The organism is Desulfurispirillum alkaliphilum (assembly GCF_055378285.1).
In genome coordinates, this window is sequence record NZ_AP042405.1 from 1769595 (window position 1) to 1791528 (window position 21934).

Below are 21934 nucleotides of genomic sequence, written 5' to 3' on the forward strand. Positions count from 1 at the left end.
TCTGAATGTATCAGGCACCCTGTTTAGATGGGCAGGACATCGCGCCCGAATTGCTCGTTCAGGATCTCTGCTATGGCCAGGTAAAAGGCGCAGGCACCGCAGAGGATGCCTTCCCAGCCGGCGATTTTCCCGATGAGTTCCGAGCCTGTCCAGTCACGTACGGCCAGCAGGAAAAAGAGGATAAAGAGCAGGAAGAAGATGAGCTGCAGAACCCGGTTGGCTTTGAGGGTGCCCACAAACATGAAGAATGAGAAAAGCCCCCACATGAAGAGGTACCAGCCCAGGTATCCCGCAGGTGTCTTCTCCGCGATTCCCATTTCGGGAAAAATCCAGATAGCCGACAGGGACAGCCAGAAAAAACCATAGGAAATAAATGCGGTGGTGGCAAAGGTGTTCCCGGTTCGTGAACCGAGAATGCCCGCTACGATCTGGGCGAGACCGCCATAGAAAATCCCCATGGCGATAATCATGACGCTGACGGGGTAAAATCCGGCATTGTGAATATTCAGCAGAATGGTCGTCATGCCAAATGCCATGAGTCCCAGGGGGCCGAAGTTCACCGAGGGAAGGTCCTTGGCCGTGTAGGGACGGTTGATGACGGGATGGGGCATGTGTGGTTGCTGAAATTCCGGGGCTTTAGCCATAATGCTCTCCTTTGTAAAACATGGTCTTTTGTGCAGATGCGAATATTGTAATGGGTATATGTTTCCCGGTCAAATAAAATGTAAAACCATGTTTTGATTTATCGATAGGGGTGTGCGCGATTCCCGGTTTATGATACGGGAGCGTTGCCACAGCCTTTCAGAGGGCAAAGGTGCGTTCGGGGGCAAAGGGCTCACCACAGACCTCTTCATGGGGGTAGCCCTGCTGGTGGCTGATGAAACAGGTATTCAGAATGCGGGCATTGATGTTGTGGTGAGTGTGTCCGTGGATCCAGGTATCAATGGAAGTGTGTTGCAGAAGGGAGGGGTGGTTGCTGATCATGGCTGCTGCCAGTGGGCTGTTGTCGTTTTCCGGCTCGCTGGCGTAGTAAATGGGCGCGTGGTGGGTGATGACAACGGTTCGTCCCTTCCACGGGCTCTTCAGCTGCTGTTCAAGCCACTGCAGAGACTGCTGGAAGACCCAGATGGTGTCTTCGGGCTGCAGGGGGTGGCCGTCCCGAGTCAGGATGGCTTCGTAATCGGGCATGTGTATTCGCGCGTACTCACGGCAGAAGTCGGCGTGCCCGGCGCCATAGAGCTGAAAGTCACTCCAGAGGGTGCAGCCCAGGAAGCGTACGTCACCGAAGGTGAAGGTGTCCCGCTCCAGGATGTGGACGCCGGTGCCATGGCAGCGCAGACGCGCCTCGGTAAAGAGCGAGGGGAAGCGCTGGCCGTAAAATTCATGGTTACCGAAGACGTAGAGTACCGGAATCTCCAGCCGCCTGGCCTGGGCAATGGCCCACTCCACACCCCTGAGCCCTTCGTGGATGTCGCCGGCCAGAATGAGGATATCTGCCTGTGCTGCGGGGACATCGAAGGGAGTGCCGCATTCGAAGTGCAGATCGGAAAGAACCTGCGCCTGCAGCGTTCGCCGGTTGGCCGCTCCGGTGCCGGCCCAGGATGATGGAACCATCACTGGGACCTCCCGGTGAAATCCTGCCGGAGTTTCGCCAGGAAATCGTTGATCTTGTTGAAGACATTCTTCAGCGTCATCTGTTCGATATGGGTCAGAGATTTCAGCTGAATCAGATTGTCGATGGGCAGACCCTCTTTGGCTTCCAGGGCCTGATATTTCAGGCGCAGCTGCATCAGGAAGTCGTACACCAGCAGCATCTCACTGTACTCGCTTTCCTTGAAGATGCCCCGTTCGTGCAGTCGCTGGATGCGGTCGAGGGTGTGGGTTTCGCCGACACCATAGCGCAGTGCCTGGGCGCGGGCGATGTTCACCACGGGCATCATGGCGTCCTTGATGTCAAAGCTGCCCTGCTGCTCGTCTTTGGGGGAGCTGGTCATGATGTTGCCGAAGAGTCCGATGGGCGGTTTGTAGCGGAAGGCATTCTCCGCAAGCAGGTAGATAAACAGCGGATTCTGCTGCCATTCGCCCTGGATGTGCTCGCGAAGCTCTTCCACCATGCTCCGTTCGCCGTACACGCAGCGGAAGTCGAAGAAAATATTGATTTCCAGCATATCCTGGGGTTCAGCGGTGTGGACCCAGGTGGTGAAGTAGCGCTTCCATATACTCAGGGGCTGGCACCAGTCGGGGTTCTGGGCCATGATTTTTCCCGGGCAGTAGCTGTAGCCGATGTCGTCCAGCCAGGCGCAGACCTTCTCGGCCATGGCCAGGAAGTACTGGCGCACCTCGTCCATCTGTGACTCGGGAACCGTGTCATCAAAGAGAATAGCGTTGTCCTGATCCGTGCACAGGGTCTGTTCTTCGCGTCCAACGCTGCCCAGGGTGATAAAGGCAAAGCGGGTGGGTGGGTCGCCCAGTTCGGCCATGGCAAAGTGCAGCAGCTTGCGGATGATGGCGTCGGAGAGGTTGGAGATGATGCGGGTGACGTTGCGGGGGCGGGTTCCGCTGTCGAGAACCGCCTTGATGAGCATGGGGAGTTTTTCGCGGCGCTGGCGGATCTCTTCGGGGGATTCGGCGCTCTGGATGGACTGCACCAGCGATACGGCGGAGTAGCCCTGGATTTTCAGCAGGTCGGCGCGGTTGATCATTCCGCACAGCACTCCATTGCTGTCTTCCACCGCCAGCCAGGGGATATCCTCATCCTGCATGACCAGCGCCGCCTCAAAGACGAGGGCGCGGTCGGAAATGGAGATGATGGGGGCGGTCATGATGCTGAGCACCGGAAGCTCCGGGTCGACTTTGCGGGCGACGACCCGTTCACGGATATCGTAATCGGTGAGGATGCCCAGGTACTGGTCGCGGTCGCTGGTTACCATGAGGGCGCCGGTACCTTTCCGACCCATGAGTCTGGCGGCGCGTCGGATGCTGGTGTTCATGTCGCAGGAGAGCAGGGGCCGGATAAAGTCCTTGATGCCGTGATGAAAGAACTGCAGTGCCGCCTGCAGTTCTGCCACCAGGGCGTCGCGCTCCTCTTCGGCGCGGCGGTTCTCCATGCGCGATATGGCGCTGATGTCCCGGATGATCAGGGTCAGGGCGCGCTGGCCGGCAACCTCGATGGCCGAGCAGGTGATAAGCGCATCCAGGGCTGCTCCTGTGCGCGTCAGCAGCTGGGCTTCGAATTTTTCGGCGGCCTTGTGACCGGCCATGAGCGCCTTGATGTGTTCCAGTGCCGGATGCTGATTGACATCGGCTCTGGCGAAGAGGTCGAAAATACTCAGGAGCCTGAGTTCTTCATCGGTATATCCCAGCATCAGTGCCAGGCTCCTGTTGGTCACCATATCCCAGTTGCCAAGCAGCAGGATGAAGCCGTCGGTGGAGGCTTCCACCAGGGCGTGGTATTTCTCCTTGGAATGGGCCAGGTCGGTTTCGGCGCGCTGTCGGGCGCGTTCGATGGTGATGCCCTGGACCACGACAAAGAGCACGATGCCCGCGATGACGAAGGTGATTCCCAGGGAGATCAGCAGGGTGTTTTCGGTCATTTTCTGAATGTCATGGCGCACATCATCCACATAGATGCCCGTTCCCACGATCCAGCCCCAGGGTTCGAAGAGTTTGACATAAGAGATCTTTGGGGCGATGCCATCCTGATCCCGTGTCTGCCAGTGGTAGTCCACAAAACCGCTGTGCTGGCTGCGGGTCAGCTCGGCAAACTCTGCAAAGAGCCGTTTACCCTGGCAGTCCTCGAAGTCGCTGACATCCTGGCCTTCCAGATCGGGACGGTGGGGGTGGGCCAGCATGCGCGGCTGCTGATCCAGCAGCCAGAAGTAATCCTTGCCATCCTCGCCATAGCGCATGGTTCGTATGACGTTACTGGCAATCTCTTTGGCCGACGCTTCACTGACAGCCCCCCTTTCGTACTCCATGTGCATGTCCTTGAGCACACTCCAGGCGGTTTCGGTCAGCTGGCGCGTCGTCTCCTGGCGCTCGCTGATCAGGGCGTTTTCGGTAGCGGGAATGACCAGAAAGAGAATGCTGAAAAGGAAAAGAAGGATGGCGATGGCAGCAGGAAAGGCAATCCTGAGAAAGAAGAGCTGCCAGCTTTTTCGGCTCTGGTTCATGAAAACACCCCCACGTTTCCGAATTGGAACCGTGGGGGATAGTACAATAGAAAGCGGAACTCCTCAACAGTGAACTGGTGAATTGTTGCCAGGGGGAGTTGTGATGCTGCTGGTCAGGCCTTCAGCAGGGCCTGGTCGATGTCTTCCAGGATGTCGTCAATGTGCTCCAGTCCAACAGAGAGGCGCACCAGCTCAGGGGTGAGTCCACTGGCCTTCTGCTGCTCAGGGTTCAGCTGAGAGTGGGAGGTGCTGGCGGGATGCAGCGCCAGGGATTTGGCGTCACCCACATTGGCCAGGTGGGAGAAGAGCTGCAGGTTGTCGATAAAGCGCGCTCCGGCTTGCGCGCCACCTTGCACACCGAAGACCACCATGGCGCCAAAGCCGTTTTTCAGATACCTGCTGGCGATGGGGTAGGTGCGATCGCCTTCCAGTCCCGGGTAGCGAACCCACTCCACCTTGGGGTGCTTTTTCAGGAACTGTGCTACGGCCACGGCGTTCTCGCAGTGTCTATCCATGCGGAAGGGCAGGGTTTCAATGCCCTGCAGGAACATCCAGGCGTTGTCGGGGGAGAGGCAGGCGCCCAGGTTGCGCAGGGGAACGGTGCGCAGGCGCAGGGCAAAGGCGATGGGGGCCAGGGCTTCGGGCAGATCATGGGCCCAGCGCAGGCCGTGGTAGTTGGGGTCCGGTTCATTGAAAAGAGCGAAGCGCGGGTTCTGCCAGTTGAATGTGCCCGAATCAGTCACAATGCCGCCGATGGCATTGCCGTGGCCCCCCATCCACTTGGTGAGGGAGTTGATGACAATGTCGGCGCCGTGGTCGATGGCCCGCAGGAGGTAGGGGGTGGTGAAGGTGCCGTCCACCACCAGGGGCAGCTGGTGTTCGCGGGCGATTTTCGCTATGGCGGCAATGTCGGTGAAGTCGAGAACCGGGTTGCCGATGGTTTCAATGAAGATGAGCCGTGTCTTGTCGGTAATGGCTTCGGCGAAGGCAGCCGGATTTTTTGCGTCGACGAATTTCGTGTTGATGCCAAGCTGGGGCAGAATGGCGTCAAACATAGTGTAGGTGCCACCGTAGAGGTTGTTGGCGGCGACGATTTCATCCCCGGCACGGGCGATGTTGATGACGGTATAGTGGATGGCGCTGGTGCCGGAAGCCAGGGCGACCGAGGCTGCTCCGCCTTCCAGCAGGCTGACCCGCTGCTCCAGCATGTCATTGGTGGGGTTCATCAGTCGCGAGTAGATGTTGCCAAGTTCCTTGAGGCCGAAGAGGTTGGCGGCATGTTCGGTGTTCTTGAAAACATAGGAACTGGTGCGGTATACGGGCACCCCACGGGAGAGGGTGACCGGGTCGGGTTCCTGTCCGCCGTGCAGGGCCAGGGTTTCAAAGCGATAGGGTTTCTTTGCCATAGATCACTCTCCTGTGGATTATAGTGGTGATATCCTGCCCGCTAAAGATGACAATGTCAATTGGAATTCTTTTATATGGCAAATTCTGCGGCCGCAGCAGTTCGGTGCGTAGGGGTATTTTCACGGCAGTGGTGGCGCCTTTTCGTTGTAGCAATAGTTACAAAGTGGTAAAATTCAAACACTGGTTGGCAATTGTTACCGTTACTGCGGTTGCCAGTGAGCATTGCCGGTGTTGAGGAGCTGCCTGTGTATTTTATTGGCCTTGATGTAGGCTCTGTCAGTATTAACGCGGTTGTTATCGACAGCCACGGCCATATTGTTCACGAGGAGCCTTACCGACGCCACTTCGGCCTGGTGAACGAGGAGGTTGCCACCTCCCTGCAGGGTGTCCTGGAGCGCTTTGCCACCAATGAGATTGGTGGCATCTGCTTTACGGGAATCCAGGGACAGCGCGTGGCTTCTGTGGTGGGCGCTCCCTTTGAGGTGGAGACCATCGCCCAGGTTTCCGGTGCGCTGCACATTGCCCCGTCGACGCGCTCCATCATCAGTATGGGCGGACAGGATGCGTCGCTGTTCCAGATCGGACACAACGGGGACGGCTCCTGGTATCTGGACGCCTTTCACATGAACGGGCCCTGTGCCTCAGGGACGGGCTCCTTTATCGACCAGCAGGCGGAGCGTCTGGCCTGCGCCCTCTATGGCGATGACTTTCAGCTCAGCCACGAACGCCTGGACAGCCTGCTGCAGGACTTTATCAACCTGGGCCAGCAGAGTACGTCGCCAGCGGCGGTGGCTTGCCGTTGCACCGTCTTCACCAAATCCGACATGATCCACCTGCAGAACAAGGGCGAGTCCCTGAGTAATATCATTGCCGGCCTGCACAGCGGCAACGCCGCAAATTACATGAGTACCATCGTGGCCAATCGCGAAGTGGTTTCCCCGGTGATTTTCATTGGCGGCATGGCTTCCAATGCGCTGCAGGTGGAGGCTTTCCGCCGTTATTTTCCTGACCTGCAGGTGCCCTTGCACCATACCTCACTGGGCGCTCTGGGCGCGGCCCTGCGCGTTCGCAACCGTGGCGCCGGAACCGCAGGCATTGATGTGGAAGCCCTGCGCCAGAACCATCAGCACAGCAGCGATTTCCCCCGCACGGCCCCACTGGAGCTGCGCTATACGCACTTTGAGACCGATAACTCCCTGGAACCCTTTGTCAGCGACAAACCGGTCAGGGCGTTTCTGGGGATTGACATTGGTTCCACCTCCACCAAATACGCCCTCATCGATGAACAGGGCACTCTGATCGGCAAGTGTTACCGTCCCACCCAGGGCAAGCCTATTGAGGTCAGCCAGAAGCTGCTGCGCCACATGCTGGAACACTCCGGGTCGCAGGTGGAGCTGCTGGGTATTGCCACCACCGGCTCGGGGCGCAATGTGGTGGGGGATTTTGTCAGCGCCGACCTGATTCTCGACGAGATCACCGCCCATGCCACCGGGGCAGTCGCCGTTGACCCCTCCATCGACACCATCTTTGAAATCGGTGGTCAGGATTCCAAATATATCGCCATCGATGGTGCCTATCCAGTGGACTTTGTCATGAACAAGGTCTGTGCGGCGGGTACCGGCAGCTTTATTCACGAGCTGGCCAACAAGATGAAGATCAATATCTTCGGCGAGTTTCAGGAGATCGCCCTCTCGTCGCCGGCACCGGTACACCTGGCGGAACGCTGTACGGTCTTTATGGAGTCGGATATGGCCGGTTACGCACAGAAGGGTGCCGGCCGCGACGAGCTGATCGCCGGGCTGTGTTACGCCATTGTGCACAACTACCTGCATCGCGTGGTGGAGAGCCGCCCCATCGGGAAAAAGGTCATGTTCCTGGGTGGCCCCTCCCTCAATAAAGGTATTGTGGCGGCATTCGAACGGGTGCTGGATCGGCCGGTGCTGGTGCCGAAGCACCGCGAGGTCATGGGAGCCTTTGGCGCGGCTCTGACTCTGATGCGCTCCTCTCGCAACCAGGGCCTGAGTGTGCGCCAGCGCGACCTTTCCCAGTTGTGCGAGGCCACTGTGGAGGCCCGCGAAAGCATTTGCCGGGCGGAGAAAGACTGTCACAACGAGTGTAAGCTGAAGATCTACCAGTTTGGCCAGCGCAAAAGCATCTGGGGTGGCGACTGCGGACGTTTTGAAGTCTCCCACCACGAAGGCAGGGCCGCGTCCAACTATTTCCTGGAGCGTCAGCAGCTCTTCCGAGAGTACCTGGAGCGGCAGCCGGTCATTTTCGCCACACCATCCCTGTCCCGGCAGCCCGGCACCGTTGGGCTGCCGGCTTCCCTGCATGTCCTTGACTGGGGTATATTCTGGACTCACTTTCTGTCCGGCCTTGGACTCCAGGTGGTCCTGACACCACCTACCAACGGGGCGCTTGCCCTGCTTGGCACCGAGTCCATGACCGCCGAAACCTGCTATCCCGTCAAGGTGTTCCATGGCCATGTGGCGGCCCTTGTGGATCAGGTGGAGTGGCTCTTCCTGCCCAATGTCATCAATGTGCCCATCGCGGAATCCGATGAACGGGGGTATCTGTGTCCCCTGGTGGAAAGCTCCCATTTTATGACCAAAGCGGCCCTGCGGCTGAAAGAGCAGCAGGTGATCAGCCCCACCGTGCACCTCAAGGATGGTGTGCAACTGGTGACAGAGGCCCTGTGGGAGGGTTTTCCGGCAGTACTGCGCGCCGATCGCAAGACCTTCCGCCGCGCCGTGGAAAGCGCCTGGCAGGTCCAGCAGGAGTTCACCCGCGCCATCAGGCAGCGGGGCGAGGAGATTCTGCGTGACGCTGACCCTGACGAACCCTTGTGGGTGGTGACGGGCCGTCCCTATAATCTCTATGACGAAGGACTGAATCTGCAGATTGGCAAACATCTGTCAAAGCTTGGCATAGCCGCGCTGCCCATGGACTTCCTCCACCTGGATGGCGAAGACCTCAGTGACTTTCCCGGCATGTACTGGGGCCTGGGCGGACGCATCCTGAAGACGGCCAAGGCCATTGCCCGCCACCCCAACTGGTTCGGTCTGCATATCAGCAACTTCTCCTGTGGTGCTGACTCCTTCCTGGAGCATTTCTACCAGCATATTCTCCAGGAAAAACCGTCGCTGATGCTGGAGCTGGATGAACACAGCGGCGTGGCCGGAACCCTGACCCGGGTGGAGGCCTTCCGTAATGTCGTGAATAATATTATGATGCGTCAGCGTGCGACCACTTCCGGCTGATGACGCACGCTTCCCCGATCACAGGAAAGGATCAAATGGAGCAACAACCAGAACCCCGTGTTTTTTTTGATAACCTGCGCAGTGTGGCGCGTTTTGATGTATCGGCCAAGACCCTGCTGATTCCCGATATGGAACCCTTCGGTGCCCGCCTGCTGGCGGCCTCCTTCCGCGCCTTTGGCGTCAACGCCCGCGTGATGGAAACCTACACCGGCCTGGCCCTCGGTAAGGAGTTCACCTCGGGCAAGGAGTGCTTTCCCTGTCAGGTGACCCTGGGGGATGTGCTCCACCACCTGGAAGGTGAGCGCAAACGCCTTGGGGAGGACTTTCGCGCCGAAGAGTACGTCTACTTCATGCCGGAGGCCGATGGTCCCTGCCGCTTCGGCATGTACAATAAAATGCAGCGCCTGGTGCTGGATCGTTTTCCCCACTTCCGGGATGTGCCCATTCTCTATCTCTCCACCAAGGATGGTTACTCTTCCTCGGGCATTCTGCCGGACGGCAGGACGAAGAGCTTTCGCAAGCTGGCCTACATGGCGACCATCATCGCCGATATTCTGGGACGCATCACCTGGCGCACCCGACCTTACGAGCAGGAGCCCGGCAGCGTGAACACCTGGATCACCCAGGGGCTGCAGTCCATGGAGCAGCTGATTGAACAGCGCGGTGCGGATCTCGATCTGGGCGCGTTGCGCCAGGAAGTGGCCCGCATCGCCCGTGGTGCCGCTGAGCTGATGGATCGAACGCTGGAGCGGCGGCCACGCATTGGCATTGTCGGTGAAATCTATATCCGCAGCCACCCTGAATCCAACCGCGATGTCATCGCCCAGCTGGAGTATTTCGGGGCGGAAGTGGTCAACGCCTCTTTGGGGGAGTGGGTGCAGTTTGTCTCCTATGAGACCACCCAGAACCATCGCAAATCCCTCAGGGACAGCTGGAAGACCCGCAGGTTTTCCCAGGTTCCCCGGCACCTGAAACGGTGGCTGCTGGGCGAAGTGGAGATACGCTACCTGGCGCGTCGCCAGCACCAGCTCTATGCCAGTGCCCTGCAGCACCTGGATATCCAGCGCGATCACTCCGTGGATGAAGTGCGCCACCTGGTGGAAAGCCAGGGACTCTTTGACTTTGCCATCGGCACCGAAGCACCCCTGAGCATCGGTGGGGCGCTGGAGTATATTGCCGAAGGGTTCAACGGTGTCGTGAACCTCTATCCCTTTACCTGTATGCCCAGCACCGTGGCCTCATCCATCCTCAAACCCCTGCTGCACGATCGCCATATTCCCTACCTGGATATCAGCTGCGACGACTCCACACCCCCTGGTCGGGAAGTCGCCCTGCAGACCTTCATGTACCAGGCACGCCAGCACCACGCCCGTCAGCTTCAACAGACACAAGGAAACTCCGCCAATGCACAGTGAACACGCCTCCCTGTTTGCCGCGTACCACCACCTTGAGCCAGCGGAACCCGGCATGGTGATGGCCCGTGTCAGCTGCGTTATGGCCAAAAATCTGCTGACCCTGGTGCGTCCCGACACGGAGCTGGATGCCGTGGTGGCGGGAGCCCTGCAGCACAGCGCCCGCGAAGCCATCGACCTGCCCGTGGTGGGTGATATGGTACTGGCCGATAGTCGCGGCGAAAAGACCATGGTGGTGGAGGTTCTGCCCCGCAGGAATATTCTGCTGCGCAAATCCGTTGTCAAGGATCTGCAGGCTCAGGCCATTGCCGCCAATGTGGACGTGGTTTTTGTCATCACCTGTTTTGGCCCCGACTTCAACCTGCGACGGCTGGAACGCTATGTGCTGGCCGTGCGGGCCTGTGGCATTGAATGCACGATCCTCATCAACAAGGCTGACCTGGTGGAACCCGCCGAAATCGATGAGCTGCTGGAAGAGATACGCGGTATCCTCGGTAATGTCCCCATCCATGCTGTCAGTGCCCATACGGGTCGTGGTATGGACGGTCTTGGCGCCTATGCCACCAGCGGCCAGACCATATGTTTCATCGGTTCGTCGGGTGTCGGCAAGTCGAGCCTGGTAAACGCCCTGGCCGGTGAAGAGGTCATGGCCACTTCCCACAACCGCCACTGGGATGGCAAGGGTCGCCATACTACCACCATGCGCCAGATGCTCTTTCTGCCCGGTGGCATCACGGTGATTGATACACCAGGCATGCGCGAGTTTGCCCCCTGGATCATGGACGAAAGCCAGGTGAGCCTGGCCTTTGATGACCTTGAGGAGCTGGCAGCCCAGTGCCGTTTTGGCGACTGTACCCATACCGCGGAACCAGGCTGCGCTGTACTGGCCGCTGTGGATGACGAAACTCTGGATGCCAATCGCTATGAAGCCTATCTGAAGCTGGTGGAACAGACCCGGGAGCTGCAGCAGCGCCGCACTCTGCGGGGTATCACCGAGCGCAAGCAGCGGGAAAAATCCAGCAGCAAGGCCCTGCGCAAGCACCTGGCAGACAAGGGGCGGCGCTGAGATTTTTCCTGTCGGTTTTCCTTCACTTGACAGAAATATCATCGGCATAAACATGACATTTTCTGTGCTGCCTCTTCCCGTGCCCTCATTGCGGGCAGATCCAGGGAAGTGGCACGCACTTTGCTTCTTGACTATCGCTATATAGTGCACTATATAGCGACGAGAAGTGTTTTCAGGAGGGTGCCATGGGGATGACCGACAATCAGCCTTTTGTGCTGAGCGAAAAGCGCATTGAGCTCTTGCGCCAGATCGACCGCTGCGGCTCCCTCAGCGCTGCCGCCAAGGCGGCGGGTATGAGTTACAAGGGGGCCTGGGACGCCGTTGACGCCATCAACAACCTTGCCGAGAAGGTTCTCGTTGAGCGCATCAGTGGTGGTCGTGGTGGCGGTGGCAGCCTTCTTACCGAGGAAGGCAAGCGGATGCTGCGCATGTACGATCTCTACGCCGAAGCACAGCGGCACTTTATGGCGGAAATTGCCCGCCATGGGGGCTCTGCCCAGAGTATGGAGAATTTTTTCCGGAGGATCGGTATGAAGACCAGTGCCAGAAATCAGTTCAGTGGGCGGGTATCAAGGCTGCGCCGTGGAGCCGTCAATGACGAGGTGGTGGTAGGCCTCAGTGGTGGCGACGAGATCACGGCCATCGTCACCCGCGACAGCGCCGAGGCCATGGAGCTGGCCGAGGGCAGGGAAGTGTACGCCCTCGTCAAAGCCAGCTCAATTTTGCTGGCGACACAGAAGCCGGAGAACATCAGTGCCCGCAATGTGCTGGGCGGTACAGTGGAGCGGGTGACCGGGGGCGAAGTGAACGCCGAAGTGGTCCTTGAGCTGCCCGGCCAGGCGCGTTTGGCCGCAGTCATCACCCGCGAATCCCTGGAGCGCATGGAATTGAAGGCCGGACAGCCTGCCTGGGCGGTGTTTAAGGCTTCCAGTGTGATACTCGGGGTGTAAATTTTTTTCGCACCCGCTATATAGTTATGTATATAGCGAAAGATTTTAGCAGTATCAAAGGTTCTGCCAAAGGAGAGAAAGATGATGAAGCGTTTTCTGTTGGTTATGATTCTGGTTTCAATGTGCATAAGCAGTGCTCTGGCTCAATCCCTGACCGTGGTTGCAGCTGCCAGCATGCGTTTTGCCATGGAGGATGCTGCCAGAAGCTTTGAAAGGGCACATCCGGGCAGTTCCGTGGAAGTCGTATATAGTTCCAGTGGTAAGGCCTATGCCCAGATTATCAATGGCGCTCCGTTTGACATGTTCTTTTCAGCTGATATGCACTATCCCCAGACGCTGCACAGGGAAGGACATACCATGGGCGAAGCCCATGAGTACGCTGTTGGCCGCATTGTGCTGTGGCAGCGTAAAGGGGGGGCAGTGGACCTGAACAAGGGAATAGCTGGACTGGATATTCCCGCCGTTCGCCGTCTTGCCATTGCGAATCCCGAGCTGGCACCCTATGGTTTTGCCGCACAGGAAGCGCTGGAAACGGCGGGTTTATGGGGAAAGTTGTCGCGTCGTTTGGTCATGGGAGAGAATATTTCCCAGGCATCACACTTTGCTGCCAGTGGAGCCGCTCAGGCGGGTATTACTGCCTACTCCCTGGCTCTTTCTGATGACATGCAGCGCATTGGCGAATTCGTCTTGATAGATGAGTCCATGCATAGCCCCATGCCTCTGGGATTTGTGATCTTAAAAAGGGCCGAAGGCAACGCTCTGGCCCAGGATTTTGCCGCGTTTATAGTGGGTTCAGATGGCAAGGAAATTCTCGCGCGGTATGGATTCTGATGAACACCCTGACCGGAATCATCAGCGCCATTGATAGCGATGGCAACCTCAGCCTGGTGGATATCGCCGTGGCGGGCACGCACACCATGAGCGCCCTCGTGGTGGAAACCCCGGGACAGTGCCCCTGGCTGCGCCAGGGCAACAGAATACAGGTGCTGTTCAAGGAGACAGAGGTCTCCATCGCCAGAAACCTCAGCGGAGACATCAGCCTGCGTAATCGCCTGCCAGCCACCGTCGCCGCCGTGCGCAGCGAAGGGATGCTGGCGGAAATCAGCCTGGACTTTGCCGACCAGCAGATCGTCTCCATCATCACCAGCCGCTCGGCCAGGCGTATGGAGTTGAAGGTGGGGGATGGGGTGGAGTGGCTTGTGAAGGCCAATGAAATCTCACTTGCAGGCTGCTGAAAAACCCTCATCTGCGACACCAAAAGCAATAAAGGCAGAATTCTCTCGCAAAGCCGCCAAGACGCAAGATATAACGCCAGAAACACTTACCCTCCTTGTTCTTCCTTGGCGACTTCGCGCCTTAAGTGAGCGCAGCGAACGGGCGAGAGGCATTGCCTTTCTTTATGTCGCGGTGTGAGACCTTTTTCCTGAGAGACAGAGAACGCCATTTTCGAGGAGCTGTACATGAATCCCGATTTCATCCAGACCATGACCCTCACCTTCCAGGTGGCGCTCATCACCACCATCATCCTGCTGGTGCTGGGGATTCCCCTGGCGTACTGGCTGGCCTATACCCGCAGTCGGGCAAAGTCGGTGGTGGAGACGCTGGTGAGCATGCCGCTGGTGCTGCCGCCCACGGTGCTGGGTTTCTATCTGCTGGTCTTTTTCAGTCCGGTCAATCCGGTGGGTGGCTTCCTGGACTCCTGGTTCAATCTGCGGCTGGTGTTCAGCTTTGAGGGGGTGATTGTGGGTTCGGTGCTCTTCAGCCTGCCCTTTATGATCCATCCGCTGCAGAGTGCTTTTACCGCTATTCCGGCCAATCTGCGGGAGGCGGCGGCCACCTTGGGCATCTCCCGTATCAGAACCCTGTTTACCATCCTGCTGCCCAACATGAAGCCGGGGATTCTGGCCGGGTGCATCCTGAGCTTTGCCCACACGGTGGGGGAGTTCGGGGTGGTGCTGATGGTGGGGGGCAATATTCCCGGTGAAACCCGCATGGCTTCCATCGCCATCTATGACCGGGTGGAGGCCCTGGATTACGCCACGGCCCACCAGTACGCCTTTGTGCTCTTTGCCATCACCTTTGCCATTCTGCTGATTGTCTATGTGGTGAACCGGCGCTTTGCCCGTATGGAGCTGTCATGATCAGCATAAACGTCACCAAGCGCCTGCACACTGCCGATGGCCCCATGGAGCTGGAGTTTCAGGCCACGGTGGAAGATGGACAGTTTGTCACCCTCTTCGGCCCCTCGGGGGCGGGCAAGACGACCCTGCTGCGCATGGTGGCGGGATTGACAGCGCCCGATCAAGGGACGATCGAGGTTAACGGCCAGACCTGGTTTGACTCCAATCGACGGATCAACCTGAGTCCCCGTCAGCGCTCCATCGGCATGGTCTTTCAGGACTACGCCCTCTTTCCCCATATGAGTGTGGCCCAGAATATCAGCGCAGCCCTGCCCAGAACAAAGCGACACAGTGTGGTACACGAACTGCTGGAAGTGGCGGGCCTGCAGGAGCTGGCCAATCGGAAGCCCGATCAGCTCTCCGGTGGCCAGCGCCAGCGGGTGGCCCTGGCCCGCGCCCTGGCCCTGCGGCCAAGCCTGCTGCTGCTGGATGAGCCCCTGAGTGCGCTGGACCTGCAGATGCGCCTGAAGCTGCAGGAGGAGCTTTTGAGTCTGCACAGGCGCTACCAGCCCACCACGTTGCTGGTCAGCCACGATATGAGCGAAGTCTTTCGCCTCAGCAGCCGGGTCTTTGTACTGGAGCGGGGTCAGGTGGCGCGCAGCGGCAGCCCGGCGGAGGTCTTCGCCAGCTCCGGCATCAGCAACAAGTTCCGCTTCACGGGCGAAGTGGTCCACATGGTGCCCAGCGGCGTGGTGAGTATTGTGCATATCCTGGTGGGCAGTGACATTGTGCAGGTGGTGGCCAGCGGGCAGGAGCGCCGGGAGCTGCAGGTGGGCCAGCGGGTGATGATTGCCTCCAAGGCGTTTAATCCATTGATTTTACCCATGGAAGAGTAGGGGATAGCCTGTGTCGTACAGGAGCCGGGTGTCAGAGGGACTGCGCCAGCTCACGCACCTTCTGCAGCCACAGCTCGCGCTTCTGTGCTGTCGCGCTGCGCACCGGGCCGAAGGAGGTGATCTTCACCGGGCGGATACCGCAGAACTCCAGGATGGTTTTGCGGATCTGATGGTGGCCCGGCATGGTATAGGCCAGGCGGTAATACCAGGGAGGGGTGTCCATGGTGACGATGACCTGGGCGCTGCGTCCGGTCAGCAGTCGATCCCAGAAGGGGGAGTCTTCACGGTAGCGAAAGGCGTAGCCGGGCAGGAATATGCGGTCGAACATGCCTTTGAGCAGGGCGGGCAGGGCTCCCCACCAGTTGGGGTATACCAGTACCAGGTGTGATGCCCAGGTGATGGCTTCCTGTATCTCCCGCAGCCCTGGTTCCAGCTCCTGATCGCTTTGGTAGCCATGGCGCAGTACGGGGTCAAAGTCGATTTCGCCAAGTCGGAAGAGCCGGATCTCGTGGCCGGCTGCGGTGGCCGAAGCGGCGTAGGCCTCGGCGAGGGCACTGCAGAAACTTGCTGCATCGGGGTGTCCGAGGATAATGGTGATCTTCCGGGCCATGGGTTATGTCCCCTGGTCTTTCCCGGGGCCTTGTGTGGTCCCAAGCTCCCCGAGCATGCACAGGTAGATGGCGGCAGCCTGAGCCACGGAGTTAAAGCTTACCGATTCGTCCTGGGTATGGGCCTCTTCGAGCCTGCCAGGGCCGAGTACCACGGGGCGGATGCCTTCGCGCCACAAAATGGCGGCGTCGGAGTCGCTGACAAAGGCCTTGGGGTTCCAGGGGAGGGCCAGCTGTTCGTAGACGCTTTGCAGAATCCCTGGAAAACTGCCCTTGACGGGAATGTCGTAGCCGGGTCGCACGGTGATGAAGGACAGCTCCATTTCCACTCCCTCATGGCGGGCCAGCTGTTCTTCGATTTCCGCCATGAGTTCCCCGGCGGGAAAGCGCGGTGGAAAGTGCATGTCTATGGCGGTTTCACAGCGTTCGGGCGCGGCAAAGCCGCAGCGGGTGCTGTTGAGGTCGCGGATGTTATAGACGATTTCCGGGTAGCGGGCATCCATGAAGTTGCCGAATCCCAGCAGCACCTGCAGCATATCCTTGACGGCGTGGGTCTGCATGCCGGCCATGGAGGCATGCACCCGCCGCCCGGTGGTGGCCAGTTCCATTTCCAGGTAGCCGTAGTGGGAGAAGCAGGGGTCAAGGTGGGTGGGTTCCCCCACAATGGCCCAGTCGAAGGAGTATTCGTCCACCAGTCTGGCGGCCCCGTCCTGGGCGGCCTCTTCTCCCACCACCAGGGCCAGGGCGGCATGGGGAAGTGTACCGTGCTGCTGCAGGTAGGCCGCGAACGCTTCCACCATGGCGGCAACCCCGCCTTTCATATCCGCTGATCCGAGGCCGTAGATGGTGTCGCCGTCCTCCTCAGGGCGGTAGGCGTCGATGTGGGCGGGCACCACGGTGTCCACATGGCCCACGAAGACCACTTCCGGTTCGGCATCGTCGGGCATTACGATCAGGTTGAAGCGGCCCTCCTCCACCTCCTGACGCACAAAAGGCAGACCCATGCGGGTAAGGTGAGCTTCCAGATAGTTGACGACCTCCTCTTCCTTGCCGGAAGGGCTGTAGATGTCAATCATGTCCAGCAGGAGCTGGCGCAGGCGGGCGGAGTTGATCATAGGAATTCCTTTGGCAGGCTGCTGAAAAAACACCTGTGACGCACGGTGGCAGGCGCCTTGCGTCCGAGGATTTTTCCATTGCCCGATTCATTCAATGTACTTTCAGCGTAACCATTCACGGCTCCCCTGCGTTTTTTTCAGCAGGAGCGCCAGTACTCCGAGAGCGAGCCCGGATGGCGAGCGGCAGAGGCGGAGGTCCTCGGACGAAAGTGAGCGTCTCTGGGAGGAATGCTGGCGCGAGTACCAACACACCGTAAAGAGTTCCCTTTCAGTAAGCTCTCAGCGTGCAGTTTTGCGCGGATCACTCTTCCTCATCCATCTTCAGGGTCAGGTAGAGGTGGTCGCGCGGGGATTTGAAGCCCACCCGCTGAAAGAATTTCAGGGCGCGGTGGTTATTGGCTTCGGTGTCCACCAGCAGCAGCTCCACTTCATTTTCATGCATGACCTTGCGGAATTTGGCAAAGAGCTTTCCTGCCAGGCCCTTACTCTCAAAGTCAGGATCAACGCCGATCCAGGTCAGGTAACCCACCTTACGGGTGGCGTTTTTGCGGTCGATGATGTAGCCGAGCAGGAAGCCGACAATCTCCTCGTCACTTTCCGCCACAAAGCAGCATTCCTGGCTGCTGAGGAAGAATTCCACCACTTCGAATTCGTCCCAGGTACGGTAGAGGGTCGGGGACATGCGGTAGGTGAAGATCTTCTCGCCCAGGTGAAAGACGGGGGCCAGATCGTCGATGTTGGGGTTGCGGATGGTGATGCGGTTGGGGCGGGCGGCATCATTCTTGGCAGCCATGATTATTTCCTCAGGGTTTCGTTGCCACACTCTTCGAGTATGCGCAGTATTTCCGGCAGCAGCTGCTTCTTGCGGGAGAGCACTCCGGGCAGGTGGTACACATGGTCATCGCGGCGCCCATAACTGAGTCGTTGCTCGCCGCAGGGGTAGGCGCTGGTGAGCAGAATGCTCTCTTCCTTGATGATATCGGTGATCAGCAGCATGGTCCAGTCCAGCTTGCGGCTGGAACGCAGGTCATCCAGGGCCGCCTGCAGCTGCTGATAGATTTCGGCTGGTTCGGAGAGGGTCACCACTTCCACCTGGGCAATACCGACGCTGACGCCGAATTCGCTGTAGATCTTCAGGTCACCGTTCACCACAGCACGGGGTTCCGCATTGGCCAGGCTGTCGGAAGCTGAGAATATTTCCAGGCCGAGCTTCTGGGAGTCAACTCCCGCCAGGGTGGCCAGGCGTTCCAGGGCATCGGTGTCCTCCACGGTGGTGGTGGGGGATTTGGTGATGACGGTGTCGCTGAGAATACCGCACAGCAGCAGGCCTGCCGTCACCGGGTCAGGGGTGACGCCGTGGAAGCGGTACTGCTGATAAACCAGGGTGCAGGTGCTGCCCACGGGTTTGGCCAGAACGTGGATCGGGTGGGTGGTTTTGAGGGAACCGAGCCGGTGGTGATCCACGATCTCGACGATGCGGGCATTTTCCGCGCCATCCACGGCCTGGGCCAGCTCATTGTGATCCATGAGCACCAGTCGGGGCTGGGGGCGATGCAGGAAGTTGGTGCGCGTCACCATACCCAGCAGCCGCCGCTGTTCGTCCAGAACCGGCAGGCCTTTATGCTCAGAACTGGCCACGATGTCCCGGGCCTCTTCAAAGAGCATCTCCGGGGTTGCCACCGGCACATCCCGGTTCATGATGGATTTGCAGGGTACGGCCAGGGTACAGCGGCGCAGGGTTTCCGCTGTGTCCCACTGGGAGATGTAGACCCAGCCACGATAGCTGCTGAAGTCGATATCCAGGTCATCGGGGCCTTCAATGCCGGTAAGGATAATGGCGGGGAACTGTTTACGGATCGCGTATTCGAGAATGTCGCGGCGCTTGCCGGTGATGAGCAGGATGTCATCACTCTGCATGCGCTCAAAACGCTCCACTGCGCGTTCGGAAGGCATGGCTGCGGCAAAGATACGCGCGGGGAATTCCTCCAGCTCCCCTTCACGGTGGAAGGTTCCGGGGAGCACGGCGGGAAAGTTCTCCGGGCGGATCAGGAAGTTGGGGTGGTGGACAGTGTCTTTCTCCAGGAAGAATTCCGCCACCTCCAGAATACTGACGACTCCATTGAAGATGCCGTGGTCGTCCACTATGGGGGTTATGCGAATGCGTTTTTCATCGATATTGCGCATGACCTGAAAAATGGGCGTGTTGCAGTGGGCCCAGACGGCCTCCTCCTGCAGGGCGTCGCGCACCCGGGGATGCACGTCGCGCAGAAAGCGGGGAGCGGGAACGCCGAAGCGCTCAAGAATGTAGCGGGTCTGCTTGTTGAGCTGCCCACAGCGCCCGGCCACGAAGCTGGTGTTCGGAGCAAGCTGCGACTTCAGCTGCGCGTAGGCGATGGCCGAGCAGATGGAATCCGTATCGGGATTTTTGTGGCCGATGACGATGGTATCCTGCATGGGTCGTTATTTCCCCTGATAGCGCTGAGCGAACTCTTTGGCGTAGTAGGATATGATGATGTCGGCGCCGGCGCGCTTGATGGAGAGCAGCGACTCCTCCATGGCCTTGGCTTCGTCCAGCCAGCCGTTGCGGCCTGCTGCCTTGATCATGGCGTATTCACCGCTGACGTGATAGGCCGCCAGGGGCAGGGAGAAGTTCTCCTTGAGGGAGGCGATGATGTCCAGGTAGGGCAGGGCGGGTTTCACCATCAGGAAGTCCGCGCCCTCTTCCACGTCGAGGGAGGCCTCCACGATGGCTTCGCGGCTGTTGGCGGGATCCATCTGATAGGTTTTGCGGTCGCCGAACTGGGGGGTGGAGTCGGCCGCGTCGCGGAAGGGTCCATAGAATGCCGAGCAGTATTTCACGGAGTAGCTCATGACGGGGATCTGGCTGAAGCCTGCTTCGTCGAGGCCTTCACGGATGGAGCCGATGCGGCCATCCATCATGTCAGAAGGGGCCACGATATCGGCACCCGCGCGGGCGTGTGAGATCGCTTCCTTCACCAGCAGCTCAACGGTGGTGTCGTTATGGACGTCGCCGTCGACGATAACGCCGCAGTGGCCGTGATCCGTGTATTCGCACAGGCAGACATCGGTGATGACCAGCAGCTCGGGCACCGCCTGCTTGATGGCGCGCACGGCCTGCTGAATGATGCCGTTGTCGTCATAGCCTTCCTTGCCGAGGGGGTCCTTGGCTGCGGGTATGCCGAAGAGGATCACGGCTGGAATGCCCAGCTGCTGCAGCTCGCGACATTCGGCCACGGCCACGTCAATGCTGACGCGGTTCACGCCGGGCATGGAGCCCACGGGCTGACTGATCTTTTCACCATGGCAGATGAACAGCGGCATGACAAAGTCGCTGGGGGTCAGGGTGGTTTCCTGCACCATGCGGCGCAGCGTTGGCGAGGTGCGAAGTCTTCGGGGGCGGCGGATGAGTTCCTGCATGCGGTATGCTCCAGATTTTTTTATTGACACGGGTAACAGAGGTCCATATTATGCATAAATTCCAGCTGAAAACAACCGCATCATAAGGATGTCAATACCGTGCAAACGCTTCAGACAGTATATTTTTGGCAGTATTACTTTTTTAGGTAGCTGCCTGTTTGGGTAACCGACACAACGGACCGCAAGCAGGACATGGTTCTGTTTGCGGTCTTTTGTCTATATTCAGAAGCCAAAGGCCGCAGGAGAAGGGAGACCCCCTTTTCCGGCGGCTTTTTTTTATTCACCAGCAACAACCTCAGTACTGAAGGAGAACACTATGGTTATTGTACTCAAGGCAACGGCAACAGAGGAAGATCGCGAACATGTCTGTGAACGGGTGGTGGCTTTCGGCTTTCGTCCCCATGTGATCGTGGGAGAAGAGCGGACCATTATCGGCGCGGTGGGCGTCGGTGGAAATCGCGAAAGCCTGCTGGATCTGCACAAAATCGCGTGTGTGGACTCGGTGGTTCCCATTCAGAAGCCCTACAAACTGGCCAGTCTGGAAACCAAGCCCACTCCGACCATTGTGGAAGTCGGCCCGGCCCGCTTTGGTGGAGGCTACACCTCGGTTATCGCGGGACCGTGCAGCGTGGAGACTCCTGAGCAGGTTCTGGAAGCTGCCGTCGCTGTCAAACAGGCCGGTGCGAAGGCGTTGCGTGGCGGTGCCTTCAAGCCGCGCACCAGCCCCTACTCTTTCCAGGGAATGGGTGAGGATGGCCTGAAGTGGTTGCGCGCTGCTGGCGATGAGGTGGGGCTGCCCATCGTGACCGAGGTCATGAATCCCCGTGATCTTGATCTGGTGGAGCGCTACGCCGATGTACTGCAGATCGGTGCCCGCAATATTCAGAACTTCTCGCTGCTCAAGCTGGTGGGCGAAACCCGCAAGCCGGTACTGCTGAAGCGCGGCATGAGCACCACCATTGAGGAATTTCTCATGAGCGCTGAGTACATTCTCAGCGAGGGTAATCGCGATGTTATTCTGTGCGAGCGGGGTATCCGCACCTTTGAGACAGCCACCCGTAACACCCTGGATATCAGCGCTATTCCCGTGCTGCACCAGCGCACCCACTTGCCCATTATCATTGACCCCAGTCACGCCACGGGATTCGCTTCCCTGGTTCCCAGTCTCTCCCTGGCGGCCATGGCGGCTGGAGCTGACGGCCTGATGATCGAGGTTCACCCCAATCCCGATATGGCGCTGTGTGACGGTCCCCAGAGTTTGAATCCGCCCCAGTTCGCCGAGCTGATGGTTCGCCTGGATCGTCTGCAGGCTTCGCTGCGAGGGTAATATCTTCTCCTGGTTCTCTCCGTGTTGCGTCGTCAGGAAAGTGGTGCTTTCTTGACGACGCAACTGTTTTCGGTGCGCGCTGTTCTGCCTGATCTTTTTCCCATGCCCTTTCGGGCAATTTTTCCGCTTTTTTTCATTGTCACCTTATGCTATGTTATGGCGC

Annotated in this window: 18 protein-coding genes; 9 read left to right on the forward strand and 9 right to left on the reverse strand. The window is 58.9% G+C overall.

Annotated features, from left to right (window positions below):
- Positions 1 to 23: 23 nt before the first annotated feature.
- The 4 genes from ACZ46I_RS07940 to ACZ46I_RS07955 form a co-directional block, all read right to left on the reverse strand.
- Positions 24 to 611: an acetate uptake transporter gene (locus ACZ46I_RS07940; RefSeq protein ID WP_156788120.1), complete on the reverse strand. Its 588-nt coding sequence runs from the start codon at positions 609 to 611 to the stop codon at positions 24 to 26.
- A gap of 190 nt (positions 612 to 801) precedes the next feature.
- Positions 802 to 1614, reverse strand: a complete 813-nt coding sequence (locus ACZ46I_RS07945) for a metallophosphoesterase (protein WP_464280451.1) — start codon at positions 1612 to 1614, stop codon at positions 802 to 804.
- Complete coding sequence (locus ACZ46I_RS07950; RefSeq protein ID WP_464280452.1) at positions 1614 to 4172, reverse strand: DUF294 nucleotidyltransferase-like domain-containing protein; 2559 nt, start codon at positions 4170 to 4172, stop codon at positions 1614 to 1616. The genes ACZ46I_RS07945 and ACZ46I_RS07950 overlap by 1 nt, the downstream gene beginning before the upstream one ends.
- Positions 4173 to 4285: 113 nt before the next feature.
- Positions 4286 to 5578, reverse strand: coding sequence for an O-acetylhomoserine aminocarboxypropyltransferase/cysteine synthase family protein (locus tag ACZ46I_RS07955; protein WP_464280453.1), 1293 nt, complete (start codon positions 5576 to 5578; stop codon positions 4286 to 4288).
- 192 nt (positions 5579 to 5770) lie between these two features.
- Here ACZ46I_RS07955 and ACZ46I_RS07960 point away from each other — a divergent pair, with 192 nt between their 5' ends.
- From ACZ46I_RS07960 to ACZ46I_RS07995, 8 genes are all read left to right on the forward strand, one after another.
- Positions 5771 to 8839, forward strand: a complete 3069-nt coding sequence (locus ACZ46I_RS07960; protein WP_464280454.1) for an acyl-CoA dehydratase activase — start codon at positions 5771 to 5773, stop codon at positions 8837 to 8839.
- A 35-nt stretch (positions 8840 to 8874) separates the two neighbouring features.
- Positions 8875 to 10254: a CoA activase gene (locus tag ACZ46I_RS07965; protein WP_464280455.1), complete on the forward strand. Its 1380-nt coding sequence runs from the start codon at positions 8875 to 8877 to the stop codon at positions 10252 to 10254.
- A complete protein-coding gene (gene rsgA, locus ACZ46I_RS07970; protein ID WP_464280456.1) occupies positions 10244 to 11317 on the forward strand; it encodes a ribosome small subunit-dependent GTPase A in 1074 nt (357 codons plus the stop codon). Before ACZ46I_RS07965 ends, rsgA begins: the two co-directional genes overlap by 11 nt.
- Positions 11318 to 11502: 185 nt before the next feature.
- Entirely contained in the window at positions 11503 to 12267 is a 765-nt protein-coding gene (locus ACZ46I_RS07975) for a TOBE domain-containing protein (protein WP_464280457.1), read from the forward strand.
- Between the two features lie 81 nt (positions 12268 to 12348).
- Positions 12349 to 13098 carry a molybdate ABC transporter substrate-binding protein gene (gene modA / locus ACZ46I_RS07980; protein ID WP_464280458.1) on the forward strand — a complete coding sequence of 250 codons (750 nt, stop codon included), beginning with the start codon at positions 12349 to 12351 and terminating at the stop codon, positions 13096 to 13098.
- Positions 13098 to 13502, forward strand: a complete 405-nt coding sequence (locus ACZ46I_RS07985; protein WP_464280459.1) for a TOBE domain-containing protein — start codon at positions 13098 to 13100, stop codon at positions 13500 to 13502. Before modA ends, ACZ46I_RS07985 begins: the two co-directional genes overlap by 1 nt.
- 225 nt (positions 13503 to 13727) lie before the next feature.
- On the forward strand, positions 13728 to 14408 hold the full coding sequence (gene modB / locus ACZ46I_RS07990) for a molybdate ABC transporter permease subunit (protein ID WP_464280460.1): 681 nt from the start codon (positions 13728 to 13730) through the stop codon (positions 14406 to 14408).
- On the forward strand, positions 14405 to 15283 hold the full coding sequence (locus ACZ46I_RS07995; protein WP_464280461.1) for an ABC transporter ATP-binding protein: 879 nt from the start codon (positions 14405 to 14407) through the stop codon (positions 15281 to 15283). The genes modB and ACZ46I_RS07995 overlap by 4 nt, the downstream gene beginning before the upstream one ends.
- A 31-nt stretch (positions 15284 to 15314) precedes the next feature.
- Here the strand turns inward: ACZ46I_RS07995 and ACZ46I_RS08000 are convergent, their stop codons facing one another.
- The 5 genes from ACZ46I_RS08000 to hemB all read right to left on the reverse strand — a co-directional run bounded on the left by ACZ46I_RS08000 (position 15315) and on the right by hemB (position 20444).
- Positions 15315 to 15893: an NAD(P)H-dependent oxidoreductase gene (locus ACZ46I_RS08000; RefSeq protein ID WP_464280462.1), complete on the reverse strand. Its 579-nt coding sequence runs from the start codon at positions 15891 to 15893 to the stop codon at positions 15315 to 15317.
- Positions 15894 to 15896: 3 nt separating this feature from the next.
- Entirely contained in the window at positions 15897 to 17006 is a 1110-nt protein-coding gene (locus ACZ46I_RS08005) for a M20 family metallopeptidase (RefSeq protein WP_464280463.1), read from the reverse strand.
- A 301-nt stretch (positions 17007 to 17307) separates the two neighbouring features.
- Positions 17308 to 17799, reverse strand: a complete 492-nt coding sequence (locus ACZ46I_RS08010) for a GNAT family N-acetyltransferase (protein ID WP_464280464.1) — start codon at positions 17797 to 17799, stop codon at positions 17308 to 17310.
- A 2-nt stretch (positions 17800 to 17801) separates the two neighbouring features.
- Complete coding sequence (locus ACZ46I_RS08015; RefSeq protein WP_464280465.1) at positions 17802 to 19460, reverse strand: putative manganese-dependent inorganic diphosphatase; 1659 nt, start codon at positions 19458 to 19460, stop codon at positions 17802 to 17804.
- Between the two features lie 6 nt (positions 19461 to 19466).
- Complete coding sequence (gene hemB / locus ACZ46I_RS08020) at positions 19467 to 20444, reverse strand: porphobilinogen synthase (protein WP_013506452.1); 978 nt, start codon at positions 20442 to 20444, stop codon at positions 19467 to 19469.
- Positions 20445 to 20760: 316 nt separating this feature from the next.
- Between hemB and aroF the strand changes: the two genes are divergently transcribed.
- Positions 20761 to 21771 carry a 3-deoxy-7-phosphoheptulonate synthase gene (gene aroF / locus ACZ46I_RS08025; protein WP_013506451.1) on the forward strand — a complete coding sequence of 337 codons (1011 nt, stop codon included), beginning with the start codon at positions 20761 to 20763 and terminating at the stop codon, positions 21769 to 21771.
- Positions 21772 to 21934: the final 163 nt, after the last annotated feature.

Coding starts and splice junctions, on each gene's coding strand:
- ACZ46I_RS07940 (WP_156788120.1), bottom strand. CDS start 611: ATGCCCCATCCCGTCATCAACCGTCCCTACACGGCCAAGGACCTTCCC.
- ACZ46I_RS07945 (WP_464280451.1), bottom strand. CDS start 1,614: ATGGTTCCATCATCCTGGGCCGGCACCGGAGCGGCCAACCGGCGAACG.
- ACZ46I_RS07950 (WP_464280452.1), bottom strand. CDS start 4,172: ATGAACCAGAGCCGAAAAAGCTGGCAGCTCTTCTTTCTCAGGATTGCC.
- ACZ46I_RS07955 (WP_464280453.1), bottom strand. CDS start 5,578: ATGGCAAAGAAACCCTATCGCTTTGAAACCCTGGCCCTGCACGGCGGA.
- ACZ46I_RS07965 (WP_464280455.1), top strand. CDS start 8,875: ATGGAGCAACAACCAGAACCCCGTGTTTTTTTTGATAACCTGCGCAGT.
- rsgA (WP_464280456.1), top strand. CDS start 10,244: ATGCACAGTGAACACGCCTCCCTGTTTGCCGCGTACCACCACCTTGAG.
- ACZ46I_RS07975 (WP_464280457.1), top strand. CDS start 11,503: ATGGGGATGACCGACAATCAGCCTTTTGTGCTGAGCGAAAAGCGCATT.
- modA (WP_464280458.1), top strand. CDS start 12,349: ATGATGAAGCGTTTTCTGTTGGTTATGATTCTGGTTTCAATGTGCATA.
- ACZ46I_RS07985 (WP_464280459.1), top strand. CDS start 13,098: ATGAACACCCTGACCGGAATCATCAGCGCCATTGATAGCGATGGCAAC.
- modB (WP_464280460.1), top strand. CDS start 13,728: ATGAATCCCGATTTCATCCAGACCATGACCCTCACCTTCCAGGTGGCG.
- ACZ46I_RS07995 (WP_464280461.1), top strand. CDS start 14,405: ATGATCAGCATAAACGTCACCAAGCGCCTGCACACTGCCGATGGCCCC.
- ACZ46I_RS08000 (WP_464280462.1), bottom strand. CDS start 15,893: ATGGCCCGGAAGATCACCATTATCCTCGGACACCCCGATGCAGCAAGT.
- ACZ46I_RS08005 (WP_464280463.1), bottom strand. CDS start 17,006: ATGATCAACTCCGCCCGCCTGCGCCAGCTCCTGCTGGACATGATTGAC.
- ACZ46I_RS08010 (WP_464280464.1), bottom strand. CDS start 17,799: ATGGCTGCCAAGAATGATGCCGCCCGCCCCAACCGCATCACCATCCGC.
- ACZ46I_RS08015 (WP_464280465.1), bottom strand. CDS start 19,460: ATGCAGGATACCATCGTCATCGGCCACAAAAATCCCGATACGGATTCC.
- hemB (WP_013506452.1), bottom strand. CDS start 20,444: ATGCAGGAACTCATCCGCCGCCCCCGAAGACTTCGCACCTCGCCAACG.
- aroF (WP_013506451.1), top strand. CDS start 20,761: ATGGTTATTGTACTCAAGGCAACGGCAACAGAGGAAGATCGCGAACAT.